Origin of the sequence: Mesorhizobium sp. RCC_202 (assembly GCF_041355295.1) — a bacterium.
Taxonomy (GTDB): domain Bacteria; phylum Pseudomonadota; class Alphaproteobacteria; order Rhizobiales; family Rhizobiaceae; genus Mesorhizobium.
This window is the reverse complement of sequence record NZ_JBFUPO010000001.1, coordinates 547,237-571,320: the sequence shown is the minus strand read 5'-3', so window position 1 is coordinate 571,320 and position 24,084 is coordinate 547,237. Positions and strand designations below refer to the sequence as shown.

At 63.9% G+C, this 24,084-nt stretch carries 23 protein-coding genes; 10 read left to right on the top strand and 13 right to left on the bottom strand.

What is annotated here, in order from left to right:
• Positions 1 to 50: 50 nt before the first annotated feature.
• Complete coding sequence (locus AB6802_RS02595; RefSeq protein ID WP_371008435.1) at positions 51 to 536, bottom strand: N-acetyltransferase family protein; 486 nt, start codon at positions 534 to 536, stop codon at positions 51 to 53.
• A gap of 135 nt (positions 537 to 671) precedes the next feature.
• Complete coding sequence (gene xylA / locus AB6802_RS02590; protein WP_371008434.1) at positions 672 to 1,997, bottom strand: xylose isomerase; 1,326 nt, start codon at positions 1,995 to 1,997, stop codon at positions 672 to 674.
• 106 nt (positions 1,998 to 2,103) lie between these two features.
• Between xylA and AB6802_RS02585 the strand changes: the two genes are divergently transcribed.
• Positions 2,104 to 2,466 carry a nuclear transport factor 2 family protein gene (locus tag AB6802_RS02585; protein ID WP_371008433.1) on the top strand — a complete coding sequence of 121 codons (363 nt, stop codon included), beginning with the start codon at positions 2,104 to 2,106 and terminating at the stop codon, positions 2,464 to 2,466.
• Between the two features lie 197 nt (positions 2,467 to 2,663).
• Here AB6802_RS02585 and xylB read toward each other — a convergent pair whose 3' ends face one another.
• Positions 2,664 to 4,118 carry a xylulokinase gene (gene xylB / locus AB6802_RS02580; protein ID WP_371008432.1) on the bottom strand — a complete coding sequence of 485 codons (1,455 nt, stop codon included), beginning with the start codon at positions 4,116 to 4,118 and terminating at the stop codon, positions 2,664 to 2,666.
• Between the two features lie 82 nt (positions 4,119 to 4,200).
• The gene (locus AB6802_RS02575; RefSeq protein ID WP_371008431.1) at positions 4,201 to 5,526 is read right to left on the bottom strand and encodes a tetratricopeptide repeat protein; all 1,326 of its coding nucleotides are present in this window, start codon (positions 5,524 to 5,526) and stop codon (positions 4,201 to 4,203) included.
• Positions 5,527 to 5,751: 225 nt separating this feature from the next.
• On the opposite strand from AB6802_RS02575, the gene AB6802_RS02570 reads away from it, so the two are divergent.
• Complete coding sequence (locus AB6802_RS02570; RefSeq protein ID WP_371008430.1) at positions 5,752 to 8,541, top strand: autotransporter outer membrane beta-barrel domain-containing protein; 2,790 nt, start codon at positions 5,752 to 5,754, stop codon at positions 8,539 to 8,541.
• An 86-nt stretch (positions 8,542 to 8,627) separates the two neighbouring features.
• Here AB6802_RS02570 and AB6802_RS02565 read toward each other — a convergent pair whose 3' ends face one another.
• Positions 8,628 to 9,251, bottom strand: a complete 624-nt coding sequence (locus AB6802_RS02565) for a LysE family translocator (protein ID WP_371008429.1) — start codon at positions 9,249 to 9,251, stop codon at positions 8,628 to 8,630.
• A gap of 229 nt (positions 9,252 to 9,480) precedes the next feature.
• Here AB6802_RS02565 and AB6802_RS02560 point away from each other — a divergent pair, with 229 nt between their 5' ends.
• The 8 genes from AB6802_RS02560 (at position 9,481) to AB6802_RS02525 (ending at position 16,219) form a co-directional block, all read left to right on the top strand.
• Complete coding sequence (locus AB6802_RS02560; protein ID WP_371008428.1) at positions 9,481 to 10,245, top strand: L,D-transpeptidase; 765 nt, start codon at positions 9,481 to 9,483, stop codon at positions 10,243 to 10,245.
• 98 nt (positions 10,246 to 10,343) lie between these two features.
• Complete coding sequence (locus AB6802_RS02555; protein WP_371008427.1) at positions 10,344 to 11,510, top strand: diphosphate--fructose-6-phosphate 1-phosphotransferase; 1,167 nt, start codon at positions 10,344 to 10,346, stop codon at positions 11,508 to 11,510.
• Positions 11,510 to 12,271, top strand: coding sequence for an MBL fold metallo-hydrolase (locus AB6802_RS02550; RefSeq protein ID WP_371008426.1), 762 nt, complete (start codon positions 11,510 to 11,512; stop codon positions 12,269 to 12,271). The genes AB6802_RS02555 and AB6802_RS02550 overlap by 1 nt, the downstream gene beginning before the upstream one ends.
• Before the next feature lie 187 nt (positions 12,272 to 12,458).
• Positions 12,459 to 14,003: a DegQ family serine endoprotease gene (locus AB6802_RS02545; RefSeq protein ID WP_371008425.1), complete on the top strand. Its 1,545-nt coding sequence runs from the start codon at positions 12,459 to 12,461 to the stop codon at positions 14,001 to 14,003.
• A gap of 115 nt (positions 14,004 to 14,118) precedes the next feature.
• Positions 14,119 to 14,730 carry a sulfite oxidase-like oxidoreductase gene (locus AB6802_RS02540; RefSeq protein WP_371008424.1) on the top strand — a complete coding sequence of 204 codons (612 nt, stop codon included), beginning with the start codon at positions 14,119 to 14,121 and terminating at the stop codon, positions 14,728 to 14,730.
• Positions 14,727 to 15,467 (top strand): ferredoxin reductase, encoded by a 741-nt coding sequence (locus tag AB6802_RS02535; protein ID WP_371008423.1) that lies wholly within the window; start codon positions 14,727 to 14,729, stop codon positions 15,465 to 15,467. Before AB6802_RS02540 ends, AB6802_RS02535 begins: the two co-directional genes overlap by 4 nt.
• Before the next feature lie 117 nt (positions 15,468 to 15,584).
• Positions 15,585 to 15,818, top strand: coding sequence for an AbrB/MazE/SpoVT family DNA-binding domain-containing protein (locus AB6802_RS02530; protein ID WP_371008422.1), 234 nt, complete (start codon positions 15,585 to 15,587; stop codon positions 15,816 to 15,818).
• A complete protein-coding gene (locus tag AB6802_RS02525) occupies positions 15,815 to 16,219 on the top strand; it encodes a type II toxin-antitoxin system VapC family toxin (protein WP_371008421.1) in 405 nt (134 codons plus the stop codon). Before AB6802_RS02530 ends, AB6802_RS02525 begins: the two co-directional genes overlap by 4 nt.
• A gap of 97 nt (positions 16,220 to 16,316) precedes the next feature.
• On the opposite strand, the gene AB6802_RS02520 is transcribed toward AB6802_RS02525, so the two are convergent.
• From AB6802_RS02520 to AB6802_RS02485, 8 genes are all read right to left on the bottom strand, one after another.
• Entirely contained in the window at positions 16,317 to 17,789 is a 1,473-nt protein-coding gene (locus AB6802_RS02520) for a nucleotidyltransferase family protein (protein WP_371008420.1), read from the bottom strand.
• Complete coding sequence (locus tag AB6802_RS02515) at positions 17,789 to 18,466, bottom strand: glycosyltransferase family 2 protein (RefSeq protein ID WP_371008419.1); 678 nt, start codon at positions 18,464 to 18,466, stop codon at positions 17,789 to 17,791. The genes AB6802_RS02520 and AB6802_RS02515 overlap by 1 nt, the downstream gene beginning before the upstream one ends.
• The gene (locus AB6802_RS02510) at positions 18,466 to 19,221 is read right to left on the bottom strand and encodes a glycosyltransferase family 2 protein (RefSeq protein ID WP_371008418.1); all 756 of its coding nucleotides are present in this window, start codon (positions 19,219 to 19,221) and stop codon (positions 18,466 to 18,468) included. The genes AB6802_RS02515 and AB6802_RS02510 overlap by 1 nt, the downstream gene beginning before the upstream one ends.
• Positions 19,222 to 19,263: 42 nt before the next feature.
• Positions 19,264 to 20,016, bottom strand: coding sequence for a glycosyltransferase family 2 protein (locus AB6802_RS02505; protein WP_371008417.1), 753 nt, complete (start codon positions 20,014 to 20,016; stop codon positions 19,264 to 19,266).
• On the bottom strand, positions 20,016 to 21,062 hold the full coding sequence (locus AB6802_RS02500; RefSeq protein ID WP_371008416.1) for a serine kinase: 1,047 nt from the start codon (positions 21,060 to 21,062) through the stop codon (positions 20,016 to 20,018). Before AB6802_RS02500 ends, AB6802_RS02505 begins: the two co-directional genes overlap by 1 nt.
• 52 nt (positions 21,063 to 21,114) lie before the next feature.
• Positions 21,115 to 21,540: a PqqD family protein gene (locus tag AB6802_RS02495; protein WP_371008415.1), complete on the bottom strand. Its 426-nt coding sequence runs from the start codon at positions 21,538 to 21,540 to the stop codon at positions 21,115 to 21,117.
• 153 nt (positions 21,541 to 21,693) lie between these two features.
• Positions 21,694 to 22,788 carry a 2Fe-2S iron-sulfur cluster-binding protein gene (locus tag AB6802_RS02490; protein ID WP_371008414.1) on the bottom strand — a complete coding sequence of 365 codons (1,095 nt, stop codon included), beginning with the start codon at positions 22,786 to 22,788 and terminating at the stop codon, positions 21,694 to 21,696.
• A gap of 20 nt (positions 22,789 to 22,808) precedes the next feature.
• Complete coding sequence (locus AB6802_RS02485; RefSeq protein WP_371008413.1) at positions 22,809 to 24,056, bottom strand: aromatic ring-hydroxylating dioxygenase subunit alpha; 1,248 nt, start codon at positions 24,054 to 24,056, stop codon at positions 22,809 to 22,811.
• Positions 24,057 to 24,084: the final 28 nt, after the last annotated feature.

The window sequence follows — 24,084 nt, the reverse complement described above, 5'->3', positions numbered from 1 at the left end:
GTCCGCCGGGCGCAGTTTGTGGCAAGCGCGTTCCCGGCGGAGGCCGGGGTCTAACCAGTCACGACTTCGAGTGGCTTGACGAACAGCACGGTGGTGAAGCCGCTGTCCCATTCGTCATCGGGATAGCGGTCTTTCTCGACATAGCCGGTCGCGCGATAGACGCGTTGCGCCGGCATGTTGAAGGTGTCGGTCTCGAGTCGCGCCTGCTCGAAACCGGCGGCCGCTATTTGCTGCTCGGCATGGGAAAGCAAGGCGCGGCCGACGCCCTGGCCCTGGCGATCAGCCTTCACATGCACGGCCTCGATGAAATCGTCGCGCCAATGGATGAGCCCGGCGACCTCGCCGTCGACCTCGGCAATTGCGAGGTCGCGCCAGTACTCGTCGACATAGCGTCCGCCGATATCCGTCTCGACATAACGCTGCGCCGAAGCCGCACTGATATGCGGCATCCAGGTGCCTTCGAACGTCTCCTGCAGCACCTGCTTTAGCGCTGGAATGTCGCCGTCCCGGGCCTTGCGTAGGGTGATCTTGCTCACTTCTGGTCTCCATGCAACGCGCGCGCAAATTGTCCTTTGAGCGCATGAAGAGCATTCGAGCTAGCAGAAGTCGCCCAAAGTGGCTTTCAGCCACCTTGGGCAGATACAGGTCCAGATGACGTCGACCTGGGCGTCTCAGACGTAGCGGTTGACGATGTTTTCGAGCAATTCCTGCCGGCCGGAGCGCGGTTGCGGCTCGATCTTCTTCTTCACCACGCGCTCGGCGATCTCCTCCAGCGTGCGCTTGCCGGAAAGCATCGCTTTGCCTTCGGCCGTGTTCCAGCCGGCATAGCGCTCGGCGAGCGGGCCGGACAACGCCTTGTCCTCGACCATCTTTGCCGCCGCCTTTAGGCCGCGCGCGCAAGAATCCATGCCGCCGATATGGCCGATCAAAAGGTCCTCCGGGTCGAGCGACTGGCGCCTGAGCTTGGCGTCGAAATTGGTGCCGCCGGTCTTGAAGCCGCCGGCCTGCAGCACCTGGTAATAGGCCAAGGCCATTTCCGGCACATTGTTGGGGAACTGGTCGGTGTCCCAGCCGGACTGATAGTCGTTGCGGTTCATATCGATCGACCCGAAGACGCCCAAGGCATTGGCCAGCGCCAGTTCGTGCTCGAAGGAGTGGCCGGCCAGGATGGCGTGGCCCTGCTCGATGTTAAGTTTTACTTCCTTCTCCAGCCCGAAGCGCTTGAGGAAGCCGTAGACGGTCGCGACATCGTAGTCGTACTGGTGCTTGGTCGGCTCCTGCGGCTTCGGCTCGATCAGGATCGTGCCCTTGAAGCCTATTCTGTGCTTGTAGTCGACGACGAGGTTGAGGAAGCGGCCGGCCTGTTCCTGCTCGCGGGCAAGGTCGGTGTTGAGCAGCGTCTCATAGCCCTCGCGCCCGCCCCACAGCACATAGTTCTCGCCCTTCAGCCGCTTGGTGACGTCGATGCAGCTCTTCACCGTCGCCGCCGCATAAGCGAACACATCCGGATCGGGATTGGTGGCCGCGCCCGACATGAAGCGGCGATTGGAGAACAGGTTCGCCGTGCCCCAGAGCAGCTTGACGCCGGTCTCTCTCATCTTGGCCGCAAAATAGTCGGCGATCTCGTCGAGACGCGCGGCACTTTCGGAGAAATCCTTGCCCTCCGGGCGAACATCGGCATCGTGGAAGCAGAAATAGGGCGCGCCGAGCAGCGAGAACATCTCGAAGGCGACGTCGGCCTTGAGCTTCGCCAGTTCCATCGTGTCGACACCGCCCGGCTTGGCGAACCAGGGGCGGTCGAATGTCTGGCCGCCGAACGGGTCGCCGCCTTGCCAGGCGAAGGAATGCCAATAGGCAACCGCGAAGCGCAGATGGTCTTCGAGCCGCTTGCCGGCGACGACCTCGTCGGGGTTGTAGTGGCGGTAGGCCAACGGATTGGTCGAATCCGGCCCTTCATATTTGATCTTCTTGATGTCGCCGAAAAATCCGCTGCTCATGATTTCCTTCCTCTCACTCAGCCCGATTACCTCAGGCGTAATTGGTTTGGCTCTTTCGTCGGGCGAAAAGGGTCATGTCGAAACGATCCAACGAAGGATGAAAGAAATGACCGACCTCAACACGATCGCCCGCAACTACATCACCGCCTGGAACGAGAGCGATGCGACGAAGCGCAAGGCGCTGCTCGACGCAGCTTTCACCCGCGATGCCAGCTACCGCGACCCGGTCATGCAGGGCGATGGGCACGAAGGCATCGCGGCACTCATCGACGGTGTGCAGCAGCGCTTTGCCGGCTTCCGTTTCGCGCTGAAGGGCACGCCGGACGGGTTTGGCGACAGCATCCGCTTCTCGTGGGCCCTCGGGCCGGAAGGCACAGAATCCTTCATCGAAGGCACCGACATCGGCGTCATCGAAAACGGCCGCCTGAAGAGCGTCACCGGCTTCTTCGACAAGGTGCCGGCGCAGTGAGGCCAACTGGGTAAGGGAGGCGCGAGGCCCCCCTCTCTGTCCTGCCGGACATCTCCCCCTCAAGGGGGGAGATTGGATGTCGCGTCGGCTTTCGCCAATCTCCAGCGTTGCAGGAATGAGCGGGGCGTCCCAACTGCCAATCTCCCCCCTTGAGGGGGAGATGCCCGGCAGGGCAGAGAGGGGGGCTTCGCGCAAACTCACGCCGTTACGGCCCTGATCGCCGGATAGAGCGAACAATAGCGTTGATAGGCGTCCGCATACGCCCCGCCCAGCCCTGCGTCCGGCTCAACCGTCGCCTCCGTCCTCGGCGCCGTGCACACGCGCAGCGGATCCGCACCCGTCGCCGCAATCAATCCAAGCCGGGCCGCCCCAAACGCCGCGCCAAAATCGCCGTCGGCGGGGATGTCGACCGGCACCTGCAGCGCGGTGGCGATCGCCTTCAGCCAGTAGCGCGAGCGCGAGCCGCCGCCGATCGCGGTGACGCGGGTCAGTGTCATGCCGGCTTTTTTCAGCGCTTCGAGGCTGTCGCGGAAGGCGAAGGCAACGCCTTCGAGCACGGCCTGTGTCAGCACGGCACGGCTCGATTCATGCGCGAGACCGGTGAACGAGCCGCGAATGGCGGAATCATTGTGCGGCGTGCGCTCGCCCGACAGATAGGGCAGGAAGCTGACGCCTGTCGGCGCCTTGAGCGTGTCGCCAAGCTCGCTGGTCAGGTCGCCGGCGCTCTTTCCCGTGATCTCCGACAGCCAATTCAGCGAATCCGTCGCCGACAGGATGACGCCCATCTGGTGCCATGTCGCGGGCAGTGCGTGGCAGAATGTGTGCACCGCGCTTTCGGGATTGGGCAGGTAGGACGCATTAGCGGCAAACAGCACGCCAGACGTACCGAGCGAAACGAAAGCGTGGCCGGCGCCGACCGTGCCCATGCCGCAGGCCGAGGCGGCATTGTCACCGGCACCGCCGGCAATCGGGATGCCGGCCGCGATGCCCCACTTCGATGCCAGCTCGCCGCGCAAGCCGCCGGCCTTAGCCGTGCCCTCGACCAGCGACGGCATATGTTTTTCGTCGAGCGACGTCGCCGCAAGCAACTCGGCAGACCAGCGGCGCCGGCCGACATCGAGCCATGAGGTGCCGGCCGAATCCGACATTTCCGAAATATGCTCGCCGGTCAGCCACAGCCGCAGATAGTCCTTGGGCAAAAGCACCTTGGCCACCTTGGCGAAGATGGCGGGTTCGTTGTTCTTCACCCAGGCAAGCTTCGGCGCGGTAAAGCCGGGGAATACAATGTTGCCGGTCAGCTTGCGGAAACGCGGGTCGGCATCGAGCGCGGCGGCCTCGACATGGCTGCGCGTATCGTTCCACAGGATGCAGGGGCGCAGCACCTTGTCGCCAGCGTCAAGCAAGGTGGCGCCGTGCATCTGGCCGGACAGGCCGATGCCCTTGACCGCCGCTAGCTCTTTAGGGTGCGCCGCCTTGAGCTCGGCGATCGCCGTCTCGCAGGCCTCGAGCCAATGCGCCGGATCCTGCTCCGACCAGCCGGGATGCGGCCGCGAGACGTCGAGCGAACCGTGGCCGGAACCGATGACCTTCTGGTCATCATCGATCAGCAGCGCCTTGACGCCCGAGGTGCCCAGGTCGAGGCCGAGATACATGATATCCTCCCATCGCCATTAATTTTTTCGGATCTCGAAAAAATCTGGCTTGGCCAGTTTTTAAGACAAGATCCGCTTCGGGTCAATTCTCTGACAAATTGGCGGCGCGCCGCGAGAAGAGCGCTGACAGCGGGCTGTCCGGCCGCGCCAGCTGGCGCTCGGCGGTCAGCGCCCGCGCCAGTCCCTTGTCTCCAGCACGCAACGCCGCCTCGATCAGCGTCAGGTCGACCACGTCGCGCTGCGCATGGCTGCCGCCAAAGCGGTGGGCGATCGAACGGATCGGCCGGATCAGGCGCACCGCGTCTTCGTAACGGCTCTCGCCAAAGGCCTTGATCGCCAAGGTCAGCGGGTGGCCGACATCGCGCGTGAAAGCGGCGTTGTCGTCGTCGCCGCGCATCGCCTCGCGCTGCGCTTCGAGCAGCGTCCTTGCCGGCGCCTCCAGCCCGGCACCGACAAAGGCCATCATCGCATGGGCGTCGTTGAAGGCGTAGTTGCCGGCCGACGCCTTCGGCGCCCAATTGGCCGCCAGCGCCTGCCAGCGGTCGCCGACATCGGCGCCGCCGAGATAAAGCCGCCAGAGGATCGCCGAAGCGTCGACCATGTTGAGCGCCAGCGTCGAGCGAGCGCCGAAGATCGGTCCGTCATAGAGCTTCAGCACCTCATCGGTCTCGCCGAGGTCGTAGTGGAACAGCGCCAGATGCCACCAATTGTGGACCTGGAGAAAGCTATCTTTCGTCCAGGCGTCCGGATTAGCCCGCATCCAGGCAATGCCGTCTCTTTGCCGGCTTTGCATTTCCATGACATGCGCCACCGCGTGCTGCGCCCAGCCGTCGCGTGGCTCGATCTCGATTGCCTGCTTGCCGAAAGCTTCGGCACGCGGGTAGTCGCCCATTTCCTCCAGCCCGAAGGCCTGCATGCCGAGGACCGCGTGATAGCCCGGCATTCCCCGTTGCCAGGCCGGCAGCGCCCGGCCGATGCGATCGCGCAGCATGCGGGCGTTGCCGGTGAAGAAGTCGATCTGGTGGCCGGTTTGCAATGCCACAGCATCGAGTGGGAAGTCGATGGCTATGTCCTCGAGCAGACGCGAGGCTTCATGCCAACGACCCGCTGCGAGATGACCAAGCGCCGCGACATGGGCCTTTTCACGCCCCGTTGCCGCCAGCGGCAACGCAGCCAAATAGCACGACTGCGCAACAGCGCTCGCCTCCCGCTCGGTGGCAAGGCCGAACAGGTAGCCCTTGAAGACATGCGCCATGACGAAGGCGGGATCATCGGCAATGGCGCGGTCGATCGATCCGACCGGGTCGCCGATGAAGCATTGCAGCTCATGGACGGCTCTGGCGTAGGATGAAAATCCGGCCTCGCTCGCGCCCGAATGTGTCAGGCCGAATACGTCCTTCACTGCCATGCCGGCCCTTCGGTGGTCTCAGAATTGCTGATGCGCAAGCGATCCTAAAGCATCAGCGACCGCTGCGCCAAGCGATGTCTGGCCCCATCAATATCGAAGCTCACTTTGCGGCCTTCGCAGTTTATCAACCATGGAAGACAGATTAGGCTTTGTAAAAGCTGCCCAATTGTGTCTTCATTGCGGCGCCGGGCGGGGAGCTTGAAATCGCGAATCGAGAGGGACGCGATGCGGCACCTGAAGAACAGGCTTCCGGACAGTCGTTTCGGGAGATCACTGGAGGCGGTTGCTTCGGCAAGGTGGAAGCCTCATCACCAACGTCCATGCTTTATTAGCTTGCTTGCAAGTACAGCACTTGGGTTGCTGTCCAGTTCCCCGGCTTTCGCGGCATGCGTGCTCAGTCCACCGGCGGGAAACACCGCCTATGTTTGCGATAGCGGCGATTCAGGCGGTGGCCTCACCGACACTGATGGCGACAACACGCTGACCTTCCCCGCTGGCGGCACCGGGCAGGTGAGCGGCAACGTCACCTTCGGCGCCGGCACCGATCGCATCGACATGCAGTCAGGCACCATTACCGGCGCCGTCGATCAGGGCGGCGGCACCGATTTCTTCACCATCGGCGCCGGCACGGTCACCGGCAATGTCCAGCAGGGCGCCGGCATCGATGATTTCAACATGAGCGGCGGCCAGATCGGTTCGCTCAACCAGGGCGATGGGCTCGACACCTTCACGATGAGCGGCGGCCGCATCGTCGATTTCTTCGACGATGGCGACCGCGCGGTGATGACCGGCGGCCGCATCGGCCGCGTCAACATGAAGCTCGACAAGAACTATTTCAATATGTCGGGCGGCACCATCGACCGCAACCTCGTCACCGGCTTCGACCAGGACACCATCATCCTCTCCGGCGGCACGATCGGCGGCAACATCAGCGTCAGCGGCGGCGATGACAGCGTCACCATCACCGGCGGCACGGTCGGCGGCGATGTGTTGATGAGCTTTGGCGCCGACAGTTTCGTCTGGGACGGCGGCGGCATCATCTATGGCAGCGTCGATCTCGGCGGCGACAATGACACCGCCAAGTTGAGCAACCTCACCAGGGCCAATCTCGGCGGTGCCGATGCATTGAACGGCGGCCTTGGCACCGACGCGCTCACCTTGGACAACGTCAAGCTGGACGGCATCGCCAGGGTTCAAAACTGGGAGACCATCAACGCCACCGACGACACCGAGCTGACGCTGGACGGCAACCTTACGCTGGGCGACTCGGGCACTGGCACTGGGTCGCTCAACGTCGATCAGGCAAGCACGATCTACGGCGGCGGCTTCAATTCGGCCATCCAGGCCTTCACCGCTGGGCAGTTGGCCAGTGTGGTCAATGCCGGCCGCATCGACCTGACCAATGGGAGCACCGGCGCCACCGACCGGCTGACGATCAACGGCAATTACACCGGGCTCGGCGGCCTGCTGCTTCTCCAGACCGAACTCGGCGACGACAATTCCGCCTCCGACAGGCTGGTGCTCTCGGGCGGCACGGCGTCAGGGTCGACCGGCATCGGCGTGGTCAATGTCGGCGGCGCCGGCGCTCTGACCACTGCCGACGGCATTATGGTCGTGCAGGCCGTCAATGGCGCTACGGCCAGCGCCGGCGCTTTTGCGCTCAGCGCGCCGGTCGCGGCCGGCGCCTTCGAATATTACCTGTTCAAGGGCGGAGCCGGCGCCGGAACCGAGGAGAACTGGTATCTGCGCTCGACCCTGACGACGCCGGCAACGCCGGCCGCGGCGCCACCGACAAACGAGCCGGCGCCCGAGCCCGAACCGGTACCGCCGGCAACCGAGCCCCCGCCGCCGCCCTCCGACCTGCCGCCGGTGCCGGTGCCGACCGACGGCGACATCAACAATCCGCCGGTCGACCCGACGCCGCCGGTGCAGGCAAGCGACCCCGAGCCCGAGCCGCCGCCGGCGCCGGTTGAGGCGCCGCCCGCCGATCCGCCACCGCCACCGCCGCCGGTGCCGACCGCCGCGCCGGAGCTGCCGACGCCGGCCGCGGGTCAGCAGATCGTGCTCTACCGCATCGAGGTGCCGGTCTATTCGGCCGTGTCGCCGGTGGCCGGGCATCTGGCGATGGCCACGCTAGGCACCTTCCACGAACGCCGCGGCGAACAGAGCCTGTTGTCGTCCGACACCGATCTGCAGCCGGTCTGGGGCCGCATCTTCGGCCAGGACGCAAAGACGGACTGGTCGGGAACGGTGTCGCCCTCCTTCGACGGCACCTTGTTCGGTCTGCAGGCCGGCTTCGACCTTCTCGGCCGTGAGACAGCCTCGGGTGACGTCGACCGCGCCGGCCTGTTCATCGCCTATGGCAGCATGAATGGCGACCTGCGCGGCCAGGCGCTGGGCCAGAACGATCTTGCCGTGGGCAGTCTCGATGTCACCGGCACCAGCGTCGGCGGCTACTGGACCCGTATCGGCAAGGACGGCTGGTATCTGGACGGCGTGCTGATGGCGACCTTCTTTGGCGGTTCGGCTACCTCGACCCGAGACATCGGCATCGATGTCGGCGGCACAGGCGTCACCGCATCGCTGGAAGGCGGCTATCCGCTGGCACTTGGACAAGGCTGGACGCTGGAGCCGCAGGCGCAACTGGTCTGGCAGCATTTATCGCTCGACGATGCCAGGGACAGGTTCTCCTCGGTGTCCTTCGATTCCAACGACGACGTCAGCGGCAGGATCGGGGTCAGGCTGCAGGGCGAGACGGTGCTGAACAGCGTGGCGCTGCAACCCTATTTCAAGGCCGATCTCTGGCATGATTTCGGCGGCACCGACCACGTCGATTTCGAAGGCACCGACATCTCGACCGAGAGCAGGTCGACGTCCTTCGAGTTCGGCGGCGGCGTGGTCGCCAAGGTGACCGACAAGGTCAGCGTCTTCGCTACTGCCGACTACACCACCAATCTCGGCGGCGAAAAGCGGCGGATATTGGAAGGAAATCTGGGGCTCAGCGTCAAATGGTGAGCTTTCCTCTCCCCGTCACGGGGGAGAGGATGCCGGCAGGCAGGGCAGCGCGAGCGCTGCGTGGTGGAGCGAATCCACGTCTGGCCTCAATTCCCCGAGCGCATCGCCACCGTCGCGATGCCGGCGCCGACCAGCAGTGTGCCGCCGGTGCGGTTGAAGATGCGGATCGCTTTCGGATTGCGCACGATGGCGCGGGCCCTGGATGCCACCAGCGCATAGCCGAAGGCATTGGCAAAAGCCAAAGTCAGGAAGGTCGTCTCGAAGATCAGCATCTGCGTCCAGAAATCGGCATGCCGGTCTAGGAACTGCGGCAGGAAGGCGACGAAGAAGGTGATGCTCTTCGGGTTGAGCGCCGTGACCAGCCAGGCATGCGCCATCATCCTTACCGCCGACACCGCGTCGGTGCGCGGCTCGGCCTTCAGCGCGCCGCCGGCGCGGAACAGCTTGATGCCGAGATAGATCAGATAGCCGGCGCCGATCACCTTCAGGACGGTGAACACGGTGGCCGAAGCCGCAAGCAGCGCGCCGATGCCCAGCATCGACAGCGTCATGGCGGTGAAGTCGCCAAGCGCGACGCCGACCGCCATCGGCAGCGCGGTGCGCCAGCCCTGGCCCAGCGCATAGGAGACGACCAGCAGGATCGTCGGGCCCGGGATGACGAGCAGGATGGAAGAGGCGGCGGCAAAGGCAGCCCAGTTTTCGAAGGACATTTCCTTACTCCTTGAGCGCAAAGAACAGGATAAATCCTTGGGCCGCTGAAATTGTAAAGAGGCCGCTGAAATAATCGTCAGTGCCGGCCTCCTCCGCTTCGGCTGCGGCTTATCGGACGGTTATGGTTAAGCGCGGTCCGGCGCTTTCACGCTTTTTCAACCATGAATGACGAAAATGCCTCGATCCGGCCGGACTGTGCTTCCAGCCGGCAGCGTAGGGTTTGGGTAGATGCGTGAGTTGCCGCAAGCGCCGCCGTCGAACGGCGAGACGATCGATACCGAAATTCAGCTTTCCCGCCGCGCCGTGCTTTCCGGCGCCGGCGCCATGGCGCTGCTCGGCATGGCCGGCTGCAGCACCACCGACACGCTCGACCTGCCGCAAATGCAGCTCGACAACACCGTCACCGGCTCCGTGCCGCCCATGCGCCCGGCGATCAGCGTCGACAAGAATATCACCGGCCCCGACGTCATGTATGCCTCGCTCACCGACGGCGGCTTCGAGGTGCCGGCGGTGCCTTATCAGAAGGTCAAGCCGCAGTTCCGCCGCCAGATCGTCGTCGACCAGACCGGCGAGGCGCCGGGCACCATCGTCGTCCATCTCAAGGAGCGCATGCTCTATCTGGTCCAGCCGGGCGGCGACGCCATCCGCTACGGCGTCGGCATCGGCAAGGACGGTTTCCGCTGGTCGGGCCGCGCCAACATCCAGTATGGCCGCGAATGGCCGGTATGGACGCCGCCGCCCGAAATGATCCAGCGCAAGCCGGAGTTGGTCAAGTGGCAGGGCGGCCAGCCCGGCGGCCTCACCAATCCGCTCGGGGCGCGGGCGCTCTACATCTACCAGGATGGCAAGGACACCGGCTATCGCATCCACGGCTCGCCGGAATGGTGGAGCATCGGCCAGGCGATGTCGTCGGGCTGCGTGCGCCTGATCAACCAGGACATCATCGATCTCTACAGCCGCGTTTCGAAAAGAAATCCGGTCGTCGTCGTCTGATCTTAAGGCCGCTGTTTTTCGCGGCCATTCTCCCGTTGCGCGATGCCGCAAGACAGGCGAAGGTGCCCTGAAAACCTTTGCCTTGGGAGAGAAATAGCATGGCCGGAACTTTCGTCATCGCGCAGGGCGGCGGCCCGACCGCCGTCATCAACCAGACGGTCGTCGGCGCCACGCTGGAAATCCGCAAGCGCCATCCCGGTGCCAAGGTACTGGGCTCGATCCACGGCGTGCGCGGCATCCGCGACGGCAATTATGTCGACCTCTCCGCGATCCCCGAGGATCGGCTCAGGCTAATCGCCGGCACGCCGAGCGCCGCCCTTGGCTCAACTCGCGACAAGCCGGACGCCGCCTATTGCGAGGTCATCCTCAACGGGTTGAAAAAGGCCGGCGCCGACGCCTTCATCTATATCGGCGGCAACGACACTTCGGGCACGCAGCAGATCCTGACCGATGCCGCCGGCGGCTCGATCGCCTTCGTGCATGCGCCAAAGACCATCGACAACGACCTTGAGGAAAACGACCACACGCCGGGTTTCATCTCGGCCGCCGAATTCGTCGCCGGTGCCTTCCTGTCGGTCGATCTCGATTTCCGTGCGTTGCCTGGCATCTATGTCGGCATCGTCATGGGCCGGCATGCCGGCTTCCTCACTGCCGCCGCAGCTGCGTGGCAGCTCGACGCCGACAGCGGTCCGCATCTGGTCTATGTGCCGGAGCGCGCCTTTTCGGCCAAGCGCTTCATCGACGAGGTGCGCGAAACGCTCGACCGCCACAAACGCTGCATCGTTGCGGTCTCTGAAGGCGTCAGCACCGCCGACGGCAAGGCGCTGGTCGAAAGCCTGGTGCCGCCGGAAAAGCTCGAGCGCGACCAGCACGGCAACGTCAAGCTGTCGGGCAGCGACCTGCCTGCCGCACTTGAACGGGCGCTTGCTGAAGGGCTGCCGGGCAAGCGCGCGCGTGTCGACGCGCTCGGCTACATGCCGCGCGGCTATGTCGGCGCGATCAGCGCTGTCGACGCGCAAGAAGCCTTCGATGCTGGCGCCTTCGCTGTCGGCGTCGCCGCCGAGGGCGGCGGCTCGGTCGCGCTTCAGTATGACGGGTCGAAGACGGTGTTGAAGAAGGTGCCGCTGAAGGCGGTTGCGGGCAAGACGCGTCATATGCCGGACGATTTCATGAAGCCGGACGTCAACCAGCTGTCCGAAGCCAGCATGGCCTATCTGAAGCGGCTGGTGCCGGAAAAATACAAGGTCGGGAAGCCTTTCGTCTGATGGCCGGCGGCCCGATGCCCGACCTTGAGGTGGGCGACTGGTTCGGCAAGGCAATTGTCGATGCCAAGACGACAATGCTGACCGAGCCCTTCGTGCATGATTTCGTGCGCGCCAATATGTGGCATCTCAAGGGTCGCGACGCCGACCTTCTGGTCGATACCGGCATGGGGATCTGTCCGCTGGCGCCGGAAATCGACACGCCGGACGGCAAGCCGTTGATCGTCGTCGCCACCCACATCCATCTCGATCATGTCGGCTCGCTGCACGAATTCCCGCTGCGCATGGGGCCGAAAATGAGCGCGGCGGCGTTCGAAACCATGGATGACGCCGTCACCTACGGCTACATGTTCCATCATCTCGACGGCGCCGTGTCGAAGCTGCCGGCGCCGGGCTGGAAGGCGGCTGACTATCGGATCGTGCCGGCGCCGCTGACCCGTTCCCTCGACGAGGGCGACATCGTCGATCTCGGCGACAGAAAATTCCGGGTGCTGCATCTTCCCGGACATTCGCCGGATTCGATCGCGCTTTTCGACGAGGCCGATGGCCTGTTCTTCGCGGGCGACGCCATCTATGACGGCACGCTGATCGACGACCTCGACGATTCCGACCGCACCGCCTATTGCCGCACCATGCAGCGCCTGCTCGACCTGCCGATCCGCGTCGGCCATGGCGGCCACGGCCCGAGTTTCGATCGCGCCAGAATGCGCGAAATCGCGTCCGCCTATCTGCGCCGCAGGGAACGCTTCGCCAGCGCCGTCTGAATTAAATCTTCGTAAGGTCGGCCCAAAACCCTAATTCAGGCCATTCGGCGTCCTAGATGCGTGTCTGTCGAGACGGCCGGCTGCCATGCACGGCGAGACAGGCGGCCCGGTCGTCGACAAGCCAAAGGGTGTTTGCTGGAGACCACCCTCTCGGCGTTGGATCAAATCTCGCCCGGACAGAACGACCATGTCACCCTCAAGCATTCTCCGCAGACATCGCGTCGCCGCCCTGCTGGGCGCCGCGCTGATCATTTCGCCCGTCGTCGTTTCCTTCGCCCAGAGCAATGCCGGCCTGAGCACCGTCGCCGCGACGACCCAGACGCCTGTCGCCGGCATCACGGCCCCGAACGGCTCCTTCGCGCCGGTCATCGCCGTTACCAAGCCGGCGGTGGTCACCATCACCTCGGTCATGAAGGCGCAACCCGGGGAGGGAGACGACGGTTCGCCGCTTGGCGGCAATCAGCCTTTCGACCAGTTTTTCCAGCAGTTCTTCGGCGATCAGGGCATGCCGATGCCCAAGGCGCCGCCCCAGCAGCAGGCGCAGCGCGCCGAAGCTCTCGGCTCCGGCTTCATCGTCGGTTCGGATGGCACTATCGTCACCAACAACCACGTCATCGACGGCGCAAGCTCGATCAAGGTGACGCTCGACGATGGCACCGAGCTTCCCGCCAAGCTGATCGGCCACGACGCCAAGAACGATCTCGCCGTGCTCAAGATCAAGGCTGACAAGCCCCTGCCGACGATCAAATGGGGCGATTCCGACAAGCTGATGACCGGTGACCAGGTGCTGGCGATCGGCAACCCGTTCGGCATCGGCACCACGGTCACCGCCGGCATCGTCTCGGCGCGCGGCCGCGACCTCCACAGCGGGCCGTTCGACGATTTCATCCAGATCGACGCGCCGATCAACCACGGCAATTCCGGCGGTCCGCTGGTCGACGTGAACGGCAACGTCATGGGCATTAACACAGCGATCTATTCGCCCAATGGCGGCAGCGTTGGCGTCGGTTTCGCCATCCCGTCGGATCAGGCGCAGAAGGTCGTCGCCAAGCTTATGAAGGGCGGCGACATCGAATACGGCTATCTGGGCGTGCAAATCCAACCGGTCACCCAGGATGTCGCCAGCGCCATCGGCCTCGATCATCCGGGCGGCGCGCTGGTTTCGGCGGTGACGCAAGGCTCGCCGGCCGCCAAGGCAGGCATCGAGACCGGCGACGTCATCACCGGCTTTGCCGGCCAGGAGGTCAAGGATCCGAAGGACCTGTCGCGCGCCGTCGCCGATGTGTCGCCCGGCGTCAAGGAGACGCTCGATGTCTGGCGCAAGGGCAAGGCGATCCAGGTTTCCGCCGATGTCGGCCGCAACAACGATGATCAACAGACCGCATCGAACGGCAATGAAGGCGGCAAGCCGTCAGCAGGGCAGGGGTTGCGCGTGCCTTCGCTTGGCCTTGGCCTGACCGATCTCACTCCCGATCTCCGCGACCAGCTCAACCTTGCCGGTAACCAGCGCGGCGCAGTGGTCGAGCGCGTCAATCCAGACAAGGCGGCCTCGGCCGCCGGCATCCAGCCGGGCGATGTCATCGTCGGCGTCGACCAGATGCCGGTGAAGACCGCCAGGCAGGCCAACCAGGCGATCGCCGAGGTCGGCAAGTCCGGCAAGAAGTCGGTGTTGTTGCTGATCGATCGCGGCGACGCGCAGATATTCGTCGCCGTGCCCTTCGCCGCCGGCTGACAAAACACAAGGGCCTGTCGGATATCCGACGGGCCCTTGCCAAGATTCCTATTGCTCGCACCAACATCTTCGAGAACACTGCCTGCGTTTGTTGTGCTGTGCAGGAGGCGTCTCGATGGTCACCCGCGGCTTCTTTTCCGGACGGCGTCCTCCTTCCGACACCGACGCGCGCATTCCGCCCGGGCAGTATCTGGAGCAGGGTTTCCCGGTTCTTTCCGCCGGACCGACGCCGCGCGTGCGCACCGAGGATTGGTCCTTCACGCTCAAGCATGGGCCACGGCCGATCAAGAAGTGGAGCTGGGCCGAATTCAACGCGCTGCCGCAAAGCAAGATGACCCGCGACATCCACTGCGTGACGGCATGGACCAAGTTCAACACACCTTGGCAGGGGGTGATGATCGATGACATCCTTGCCGACGCCGGTATCGAGCCTCCGACCGCCTACACGCTGGCGCTTTCCTTCGACGGCTATTCGACCAATGTGCCGGCCAAGGACCTTGTCGCGGGCAAAGCGATGGTCGCCCTGCTTTACGAGGGCAAGCCGATCACATCAGACCATGGCGGCCCAGCCAGGCTTTTGGTGCCGCATCTCTATTTCTGGAAATCGGCTAAATGGGTGAACGGCCTGCAGTTCACCGAGCGTGACGAGCCAGGCTTCTGGGAACTGCGCGGTTATCACATGTATGGCGACCCGTGGCGCGAGCAGCGCTATTCAAGCGATCCATGAGCGCCGAACCGCAGTCGCCTTGGCAGACGGCTAAAATCACGCGCATCGAAAAACGTACTCCGCGTGTCACCAGCTTCTGGTTTCAGCCGTCGCGGCCGTTTGTGCATCTTGCAGGTCAGCATGTCGATATCCGATTGACGGCGCCGGACGGCTATCAGGCGCGCCGCTCCTATTCCATCGCGTCGCCGCCGGAAGCAGGCGCTGCCATCGAACTGGCGATCGAGCGGCTCGATGATGGCGAGGTTTCGCCCTTCTTTCACGACGTCGCGGTTGTCGGCGACGAGATCGAACTGCGTGGCCCACTGGGCGGCCATTTCATCTGGGATACGAACGATGGCGGTCCGATCCTCCTGGTCGGAGGCGGCTCCGGCGTCGTGCCGCTGATGGCCATGCTGCGCCACCGCACCCTGCAGAAATCGGTCGCGCCGATCGCGCTGGTGTTCTCGGCGCGGATCTGGGACGAGGTGATCTTCCGCGATGAACTGATCCGTCTTGACGATCGACACGACGGCTTCGACCTGGTGCTGACACTGACCCGTGAGCAGGCCCGGCGCCCGTCGGACTACTCCCGGCGCGTCGACGCCCAGATGATGATGCAAACGATCGAGCGGTTGCCGAAAACGCCCAGGCTTGCCTTTGTCTGCGGCTCCAATGCTTTCGTCTCGGCCGCTGCCGAAGCGCTGATCGATGCCGGTGTTGCGGCAGGGCTTATCCGCACGGAGCGCTACGGGGTTTGAATAGAGGCTGTCCTCGGTCCGTGCTCGCGATCTGCGGCAGCCTGGCCGCTCCCAACATTGAAATTCAGCCGACAAGGTATTACCTTGCTTAAATCTGGTATTACCTGGGAGCGCAGGATGGCTACCACCGTTACAGCAAAGGGACAAGTTACCATTCCGAAACCAGTGCGCGATCTGCTTGGCATCGTCCCGGGAAGCAAGGTCGATTTCCGCCGTGCCGCCGACGGAAATGTAGTGCTGACGCGTGTCGACGGAAAACGGACCGTGAGCCGCTTCGCCAAGTTGCGCGGTCATGCCGGCGAAGGGCTCACGACCGACGCGATCATGGCGCTGACGCGCTGCGAGGCATGACGCTCGTCGACACCAACGTTCTGCTAGACCTTGTTACGGACGATCCAAACTGGGCGGATTGGTCGATTGGCCAGCTTGAGGCCGCGAGTCTCAACGGGCCATTGCTGGTCAATGACGTGATCTACGCCGAACTCGCCGTTCGCTACGCTCGCATCGAGGATCTTAACGCGTTTCTTGATGCGGCAGAACTTGAAATGGCGCCGATGCCAAAGGCAGTCCTTTTCCTGGCCGGAAAGGTATTCACGCAGTACCGCCGGTCTGAAGGACAAAAGACTGGCGTCTTGCCTGACTTCTTCATCGGGGCCCATGCCGCGGTTGGACGCCTTCCGCTTTTGACCCGCGATGTGTCCCGATATCGAACCTATTTCCCATCCCTGAAGCTGATTACTCCGGCGTCCTGAACGGTTGCCCGGTGCTTTCACGTGAACTGTCGAAGCCGCGATCAAACGCCGGCGTCCCGGCAAAGATTTGCGTTGTGAGGACTGAGGGGGCGCTATTTCAGTCGGCTGGAGAAAAAATCGCCGAGACGAGCTGGAAAGGCAGCGCGCCATAAGTCGCGACGGCCTGCTCATTATCCCAGACCCGGAACTGACGTGACGGCCGCGCTTCGAGCACCAGGGGTTGCTCGCTGCCGCCGAGCCTCACTTTGCCATGAAAGCGCAACGTCCGTTCGCCGCCGCTCCGGCTAAGCACCATCGAGCGCAGTCGGGCAATGTGCTGGTCTCCGGCGTTGATCTCCATTTCGATACGCCGCCTGACCGGTGGCACTGCGACACGCACAACGACGTCGAGCATCACCTCCCGGCCATCGCCTTGCCGGTGCTCTATACGATGCGAAAGCGCGGGCGACGCTGCCGCACGGGCGGCCTTTGTCGCCACGGATTTGCTTCGCCAGACGACATCCGGCTCGGTCTGCTTCAACCGGCCTTTCTTGCGCTGCAGCCTGAGCTGCTTGGCAAATCCGCGCGACAGCCAGGTCAGCGCGCCGAAGTCGGTGCGCGGCTTGGCTTGCAGGACGGATGACAGGCGCGACGCTCCGCGCCGATCGGCCATGTCCACCACCTGCTCCAGAACGGCCTCCGGCAAGGCGACGCCGATCTCCCGCGCGAGATAGGAGAGCGCGACCGCCGCGGCGACGGCGAGGTCGCGCTTGGCGGTGACATCAAGGAATACGCTCCAATCGACGTCGCCGCCCTCGATGGCGACAGCGCAGTCGACCAGCCAGTCGCTATGCGTATGCGCGTCGAGGCCGCCATGCGCGATGGCCAGAGCGATGCGGTCGGCAGGTGACGGCACGAGAACCGGGATGCCGCTGAATTCGGCGGTTACCGCGCGCTGCCAGATCGCGATGTCGTCCGCGACGCTCTGCTGCGAGCCATCATAGGCAAGTTGATGGAGGTCGATGTCGCCGTAAGTGCCCTTGAAGAAATTCATCGAGCGCAGCGACGCCAGCCGCGTGCGCAGATATTGCGGACTGACGCCGGTGGCGATCTGCCAGGCGCGATCGCGCAACACGTCGAAAGCCGGCTGCATATCCTGCGGCCGCACCAATATGTCGATGTCATGCGCGACGCGGCCGCGTTGCGCCGCGGCATCGAGCGCGATGCGGCTGGCGCCCTTGATCAGCATCACCTCGCAGCCGGCGTCGACCATTGCCTGCAATGCCGGTTCCGCCTCGCGCATCGCCATGCGCGATTTGGTCCACAGCATCTTCTGCAGGCCGGCAAGCCGTGGATAGGCTGGCTGCGCGGCAAGCTTGCGACCAAAACGATCGCAAATCGCGGCAAGCAGCCGATGTTCGCGGAAGGAGACCTTGTCGATATCGTTCTCGTCCAGCCAGCGCGTAGCGCAAAGGCTGGCTGCTTCCTCGTTGGGCAAAAGTGCCGCTTTCAGGAGTTGATCGAGCGAGCCCGTCGGCCAGGACCAGCCATAATCCGGAAAACGCCGGCCGATGCGACGCGTCTTCGCCATCAGCTGGAGCCGGCTTTGTTCTGTGCCCGCCGCAGCATGGCAAGCCGGGCGACTTCCAGATAGCCGCGATCGCGCGTCGCGTCGCGCCCGTAAGACAGACTGCCCGGCCTGATGCGCCGCAACGCCAGCACTTCCGCCATCATGTCCAGCACAAAACCGGCCTCACGCGCCCGGGCGATCCAGTCGATCATTTCGCCGCGCCCGCCCGGCGGGTCGAATACAGGGCCGACCGCATCGGCGACCTCGCGACGGATCAGCATCGTCGAACGCGACCAGCCGGGCGTCGCTGTCGGGGCCATCGCATCCGGTTCTCCGTCGCGGAAATTGCGTATGTGGGTGAAGACGCCGGCTGCACCTGGAAGCCGTTCCAGATACGCAAGCTGCGCCTCGATCTTGCCGGGTAGCCAGAGGTCGTCGGCGTCGAGCGTGGCGATAAATGGCGCCGAGAGCGCTGCGATGCCGCGGGTGGTCGCGCTGCCTGGGCCGGCATTGTCCTGGCGCAGCAACTCGAGCGGCAGATCGATGCCCTCGATCGCGGCGGCGAGATCGTCGCTCGAACCGTCGTCGACGACCACGACGCGTTCGGGGTGCAGCGTCTGCGATGCTACGGATTGCAGCGTTTCGCGGATTGTTGCGCTGGCGTTGAAGGCCGGAATGACGACGCCGTATCTGCTCATCACATGAACCGCCAGTCCGCAAGTTTCTTCAGTTCGAAGATGCCGTCTATGGGCCTGAGCGACGGATCGGCCCTGCGGCGTTTCATGGATTTATAGATGGCACGCATGAACTCGCGCGACTGGACATCCTCCTGGCGCGTCATGTTGCCCGGATGCCGCCGGTAGTAAAGCGCCAACGTGTCCGGCAGCAGAAATCGCGGTCGGATTTCGAAGCAGCGCAGCAGATAGTCGGTGTCTTCGGCTTGGATGAAATCCTCGTCGAAGCGGCCGATGCGCTCGACCAACTGGCGCGACAAGATCGCAGCCGACAAATGGATGCCTCGAACGACGATGGTGGTGTTGCTGTCCGTTGCCGGCTCCAAGGTCTGGTCGTCGATCTTGTCGACCAGCATCATCCTGGAATAGGTGAGCTCAAGGCCGGAATCCCGCCGGAATAGATCCAGGTCGGCCTTGAAACGCCCGCCCGGCGAGATGTCGTCCGAATCGAGAAAGGACACCAGCTCAGTCTCCGGTCTGAGTTGGCTGAGCCCGCTGTTGCGCGCCCGGGTCACGCCTGTGTTTTCCTGTTGGAACAGCCGGATGCAGGGGCTTTGGTTCATCATAGCGCGCACCGCCTCGGCCGACCCGTCGGTCGAGCCGTCATCGATGACGATGATGTCGAGGTCGGCGCAATCGCGCTGCCTGAGCAGCGAGCGGAGCGCCGCGCCGACAAAGGCTTCGCGGTTATGGACAGGCATAATTATGCTAACGCGCATCCGCGACCCCACCGCGGCGCCATGAACCCCAAGCGCCCTGCATCACATCATCTGCCATTCTGGCGGGCTTTTGAGCTCGAAGATACCGTTGACCTCATGCAGCGACGGGTTTGCCCGGCGTCGGCGCATCGATTTGTGGATTGCCCGCAGATGATTTTGCAGCCTGGCGCCGCGCTCCTTGGTCATATTGCCGGCATGGCGCCTGCAATAGATCGCTACGGTGTCCAGCAGCTCGTAGTTCGGGCCCGATTCGAAAACACGCAGCAGATAATCCGTGTCTTCCGCCTGCTCGAACTCTTCATCGAAACCACCGATGCGCTCGACCAGCCTGCGGGTGAACAGGGCGGTCGTCAAGGAGATCCCCCGAAGCGTCATGAGACGGCTGTCGGCTGTTGGCACCAGCGTCTCGTCGTCGATCCGGTCCGCCATTGTCATAAGCGAATAAGTCAGATCGAGGTCCGGATCGGCGCCGAACCTGGCAATATCAGCCTTGAAACGGCCGGGAAGCGAAATGTCGTCGGAGTCGAGGAAGGATACGAACGCCGTATCCGGCGGCAAGCGGCGCAGCCCTGCATTGCGCGCCTTGGCGACGCCCATATTGTCCTGCTGGAACAAGCGGATGCAGGGGTATTGGCCGATCATCGAGCGCACCGCCTCGGCCGAACCATCGGTCGAGCCATCGTCGATGACGATGACGTCGAGATCGGCCGCGTCGCGCTGCCTGACCAGCGAGCGCAATGCCGAAACGACATAGCGTTCGCGGTTGTAGACAGGCATGATCACGCTCAATTTCATCATGCGCTCCGTGCGAGGAAATCCGCAATCGTGCCGGCGATTTCCGCGGGGTGCGGCCCGAGCGAAAGCCGGTAGCACGGCAGCAGCCGGGTGAGATCGCTGAAGAAGCGAAAACCGCTTTCCCGCTCGCCAGGCATTTGCGCAATGCCCGAGGGCGCCAATGCGATCATGGCATCCCTGCGCGACATCGGCGCGATCGAACTCGTCTCGCTGCCGCCAATATGTGGCACCATCAACGCAAAAATGTCCAGACTTGCAGGTATCGACCTGGATGCGATGGCCTCGATGTGGAACGTGTGCTTGCCTTGCCAGTTGAGAGGGCCGTCCGTTCCCAGCCGGTTCTTCAAGCCCAGCCGCGCAAACCCCCGCGGATCCTGCTTGAGCGTCGAAAACAGCGGCCGCGCGCTCACGCCGCCCTCGAGATCGACGAGCACATAATCGTCGCCGACGCTGTCCAATCCATGGAGCAGGCCGGCAACGACCGTGCCGGATTTCCCGGCGCCGCCGGCACCGGCCAGCAGCACACCTTTGCCGCCAAGGCCGAGTGTCCCGGCATGGGCAAGCCGCATGCCGCGGGCGGCATACTCCCAGTGCAGGAAGGCGCGCAGGGGCGAACCCGGCTCCCAGGGCGGAAATGCCTCGGCCGACCGCATCAGCTGGACGCCGACAAGCCGCTCGGGATCGTAGAACTGCCAGAAATCCAGATCGTGGAAGTGATGACCGCGCAGCCCGGCCTCGGCGAGCGTTCGGGCGAAACCGTGTTCGGTGAAATGCGCGTCGCCCCAATGCGCCGGCTCCGGCAGGTCGCCGATGCCGGGATGACCGATGAAAATGCGGAGCTGCCGCGCGCCCGACCGATCGCCCCTGGTTTCGAGGAAAGCCTGACCGAGCGCGTCCGCAAGCATGCCCCGACCAAGATGTACGTTGATTTCCATCCCGGGCAGGTGGACGGTTCGCGTGACCGGGAAATGCGCGGAGGCGCCTTGCGCGGCCGCAGCGAGATAGCGGGCGTATTCCGATACGGTCGCCATGGTCACGCGTGGCATGGTCTGTCCCGGCCTGGCCTCGTCTGCATGCGGTCCGTGCGCGGCCGCCGTCTCAGGCCTGCTTAACCGCCGGCCAGCCAAGCGGCTCCTCGACCTCGTGGATCGGGTCGACGATGATCAGGTCGGCAAGGTCGTCATGGACGCTGACATTGAGCGGCTCCTTGGCCGCCGCGAGCGTCGCCGGGAAACCGTCGGGCAATGGCTGCGGTGTTGCATCGGAAGGCGCCAGCAGTCCGAATTCGACCAGCTGCGCTACGAAGTCTTCGAGCGCCGCCGGGTCGATCGTCGCCGAGCCGGCGACCGATCCGACCAGGGCCTGTGTGCCGACCCCCGAGGACAATGCCTGCCAGACCGCGCTGCCGGAGTCGGAAAAGCCGAAATATTTTCCGTTGGAAAGATCGAGCACGACAGCTTCGCCATCGAAGGATTCGAAGACGATATCCTTGCTCGCAACCGCATAGACATCAAAACGATGCATGTCCTGACCCCGCTCCGCAAACCCAGCCCGGACGCGCTGGTTGCCGCCTATCCCTCGATAACGCCTGTAAACTTTCGGGCGTCCACTGGCAAGGTGATAGCCATTCACGTGTTGCTGACGATCTGCGGGATCAAGTTCCTGGTTTGGTACGCGTCAGGCCTCGATCTCCAGCGCCGACAATGGCTTCGAGCAGCAGGCGAGGATGAAGCCGTCATCGATCTCGTGGTCGAGGATGCCGCCATTGTGGCTCATCTCGACATCGCCCGACACCTTCTTCACCTTGCAGGTGCCGCAAAGGCCGAACTCGCAAGCCGCCGGTATGCGCACACCCGAGGCGCGCGCCGTCTGCAGTACGGTCTGGCCGGCAACGCATTCGGCATCGACGCCCGACAGCGCGAAGCGGACGGGCGTCACCGCCTCGACCGGCGCGCTTTCGCCATCCGGTGACGCGAATGGCGGCGGGATTTCCTCGACGACCGGCGCCGCGAAACTCTCCTGGTGGAAGCGGCTCATATCGAAACCCGAGGCTTCCAGCATCTGGCGCACCGCACGCATGAACGGATCGGGGCCACAGCAGAAGACTTCCCGCTCGCGGAAATCGGGGGCAAGCAGCGGCAGCCTGATAGCGTCGATGCGTCCCATATGGCCGAACCAGCCCTCGCGGCTCGACCGTTCCTCGATCATGAACCCGAGCGACAGGCCGGGCATGCGGGTGCCGAGTAGCTCGAGCTCCTTGCGGAAGATGATCTCTTCTGGCCGCCGCGCGCAATTGACGAAGCCGACATCGGTCCATGGCGCACAGTCATTCAGCCAGCGCAGCATCGACATCATCGGCGTGATGCCGGATCCGGCCGAAATGAGCAGATATTTCGCGGCCGGATGACTGTGCAGGGAGAAATCGCCCGCCGGTCCGTAGGCCTTTACCCGCGCGCCGGGTTTCAGATTGTCGAACATCCAGCGCGTGCCGATGCTCCCCGTTTGCGCCTTCACTGTCACCGCGATCGAGAACGGCCGCGACGGTGACGACGACAGCGTGTAGGTGCGCATCAGCGGCCCGTCGGCCACTGGCAATTCCAGCGTGATGAACTGGCCGGGCTTGTAGCGGAACCATGTCTGGTTGTCGGAACGGAAAGTGAAGGTTTTTACGTCGGACGCCTCGTCGCTGACGCCGATCACCTCCAGCATCTGCAGCCGGTCGTTCCAGGGCGTCATCTCGTCGAGATGGCGGTAGAGGCCAAGTTCGGTCATGGCGTTCATCCTCTCGGCCCTCAGGCGACGCTGCGCAGCGCCGGCCGGCCGTCTTCAGCAAGCCGCGGCCCGATGAAACGCGCATACCAGTCGACAAACTGGATCACGCCGCCCTCATGCAGCTCCGAATACGGACCCGGCTCATAGGCCGGCGACAGGATGCCGAAAGCATTCTCCTCGACGATGCGGCGGTCCTGATCGTTGGTTTCGGTCCATACATGGGTGAGTTCGGCAAGGTCGTAGTCGACGCCTTCGACCGCGTCCTTGTGCACCAGCCATTTCGTTGTCACCGCCGTTTCGGTGGCGCTGATCGGCAGCACGCGGAAGGTCACCGCATGATCGATGAGGATGTGGTTCCAGGTCGTCGGGTAGTGGTAGTGCATCAGCGTGCCGATGCGGTCTGCATTGACATCGAGCGATAGGTTCTTCCGGACGGCGCGTTTTCCCGTCATGGTGTAGCTCACGGCGTCGCGCAGCAGCGGCGCGCGGGTGGCGCGATACTGGCCGGCCGGGTCGATGCGGAATTTGCTCGGCAGTCCTGCCGCCTCGCATTTCGCCCAGTGGGCGACCATTTCCGGATCGCTCTCGGCGCCGTTGACGCCGGTCACCGTCGGGGCTTCCGGGAAAGTCTTGCACAGTTCGGGATGGTTGCCGGCGCAGTGATAGCACTCGCGGTTGTTTTCCCAGACCAGCTTCCAGTTGCCTTTCTCGATGATCGTGCTCTCGAAGGCGATCTTGGTCTCGGCAAGGCGATGCGGCGCAAGGTATGGCTCGATCATGGCGCGCGTCGGGACGAAGTCGGCCGGTTCCTTTGCCAGGCAGATAAAAATGTAGCCGGCCACACTTTCGCAGGCGATCGGCTTCAATGCGAACTGGCTCTTGTCGAAGCCGTCCGCCATCTGGCGGGCGAACAGCAAACGCCCGTCGAGTTCATAGGTCCACTGATGATAGGGGCATACCAGCTTCGCCGCCGTGCCTTTGTCGGTGTTGCAGACGCGGCTGCCGCGATGGCGGCAGGAATTGTGGAAGGCGTTGATGTTGCCCTTCTGGTCGCGCACCAGCACGATCGGATAATCGCCGATCTGCGCGGTGATGAAGCTGCCCGGCTTCGGCAGCTCGCAATCATGGCCGATGAACAGCCAGTCGCGGTACCAGATCAGCTCCATGTCGAGCTTGAAGAAGTCGGTGTCGGTGTAGAAAGGCTGTTCCAGCGAATAGCCGGGCTTGCGGCCCTGCAGGAGCCTCAGCATGTCATTGCGCGCATCCATGTCCTGTCCTCATCATCAAGGACTGAAC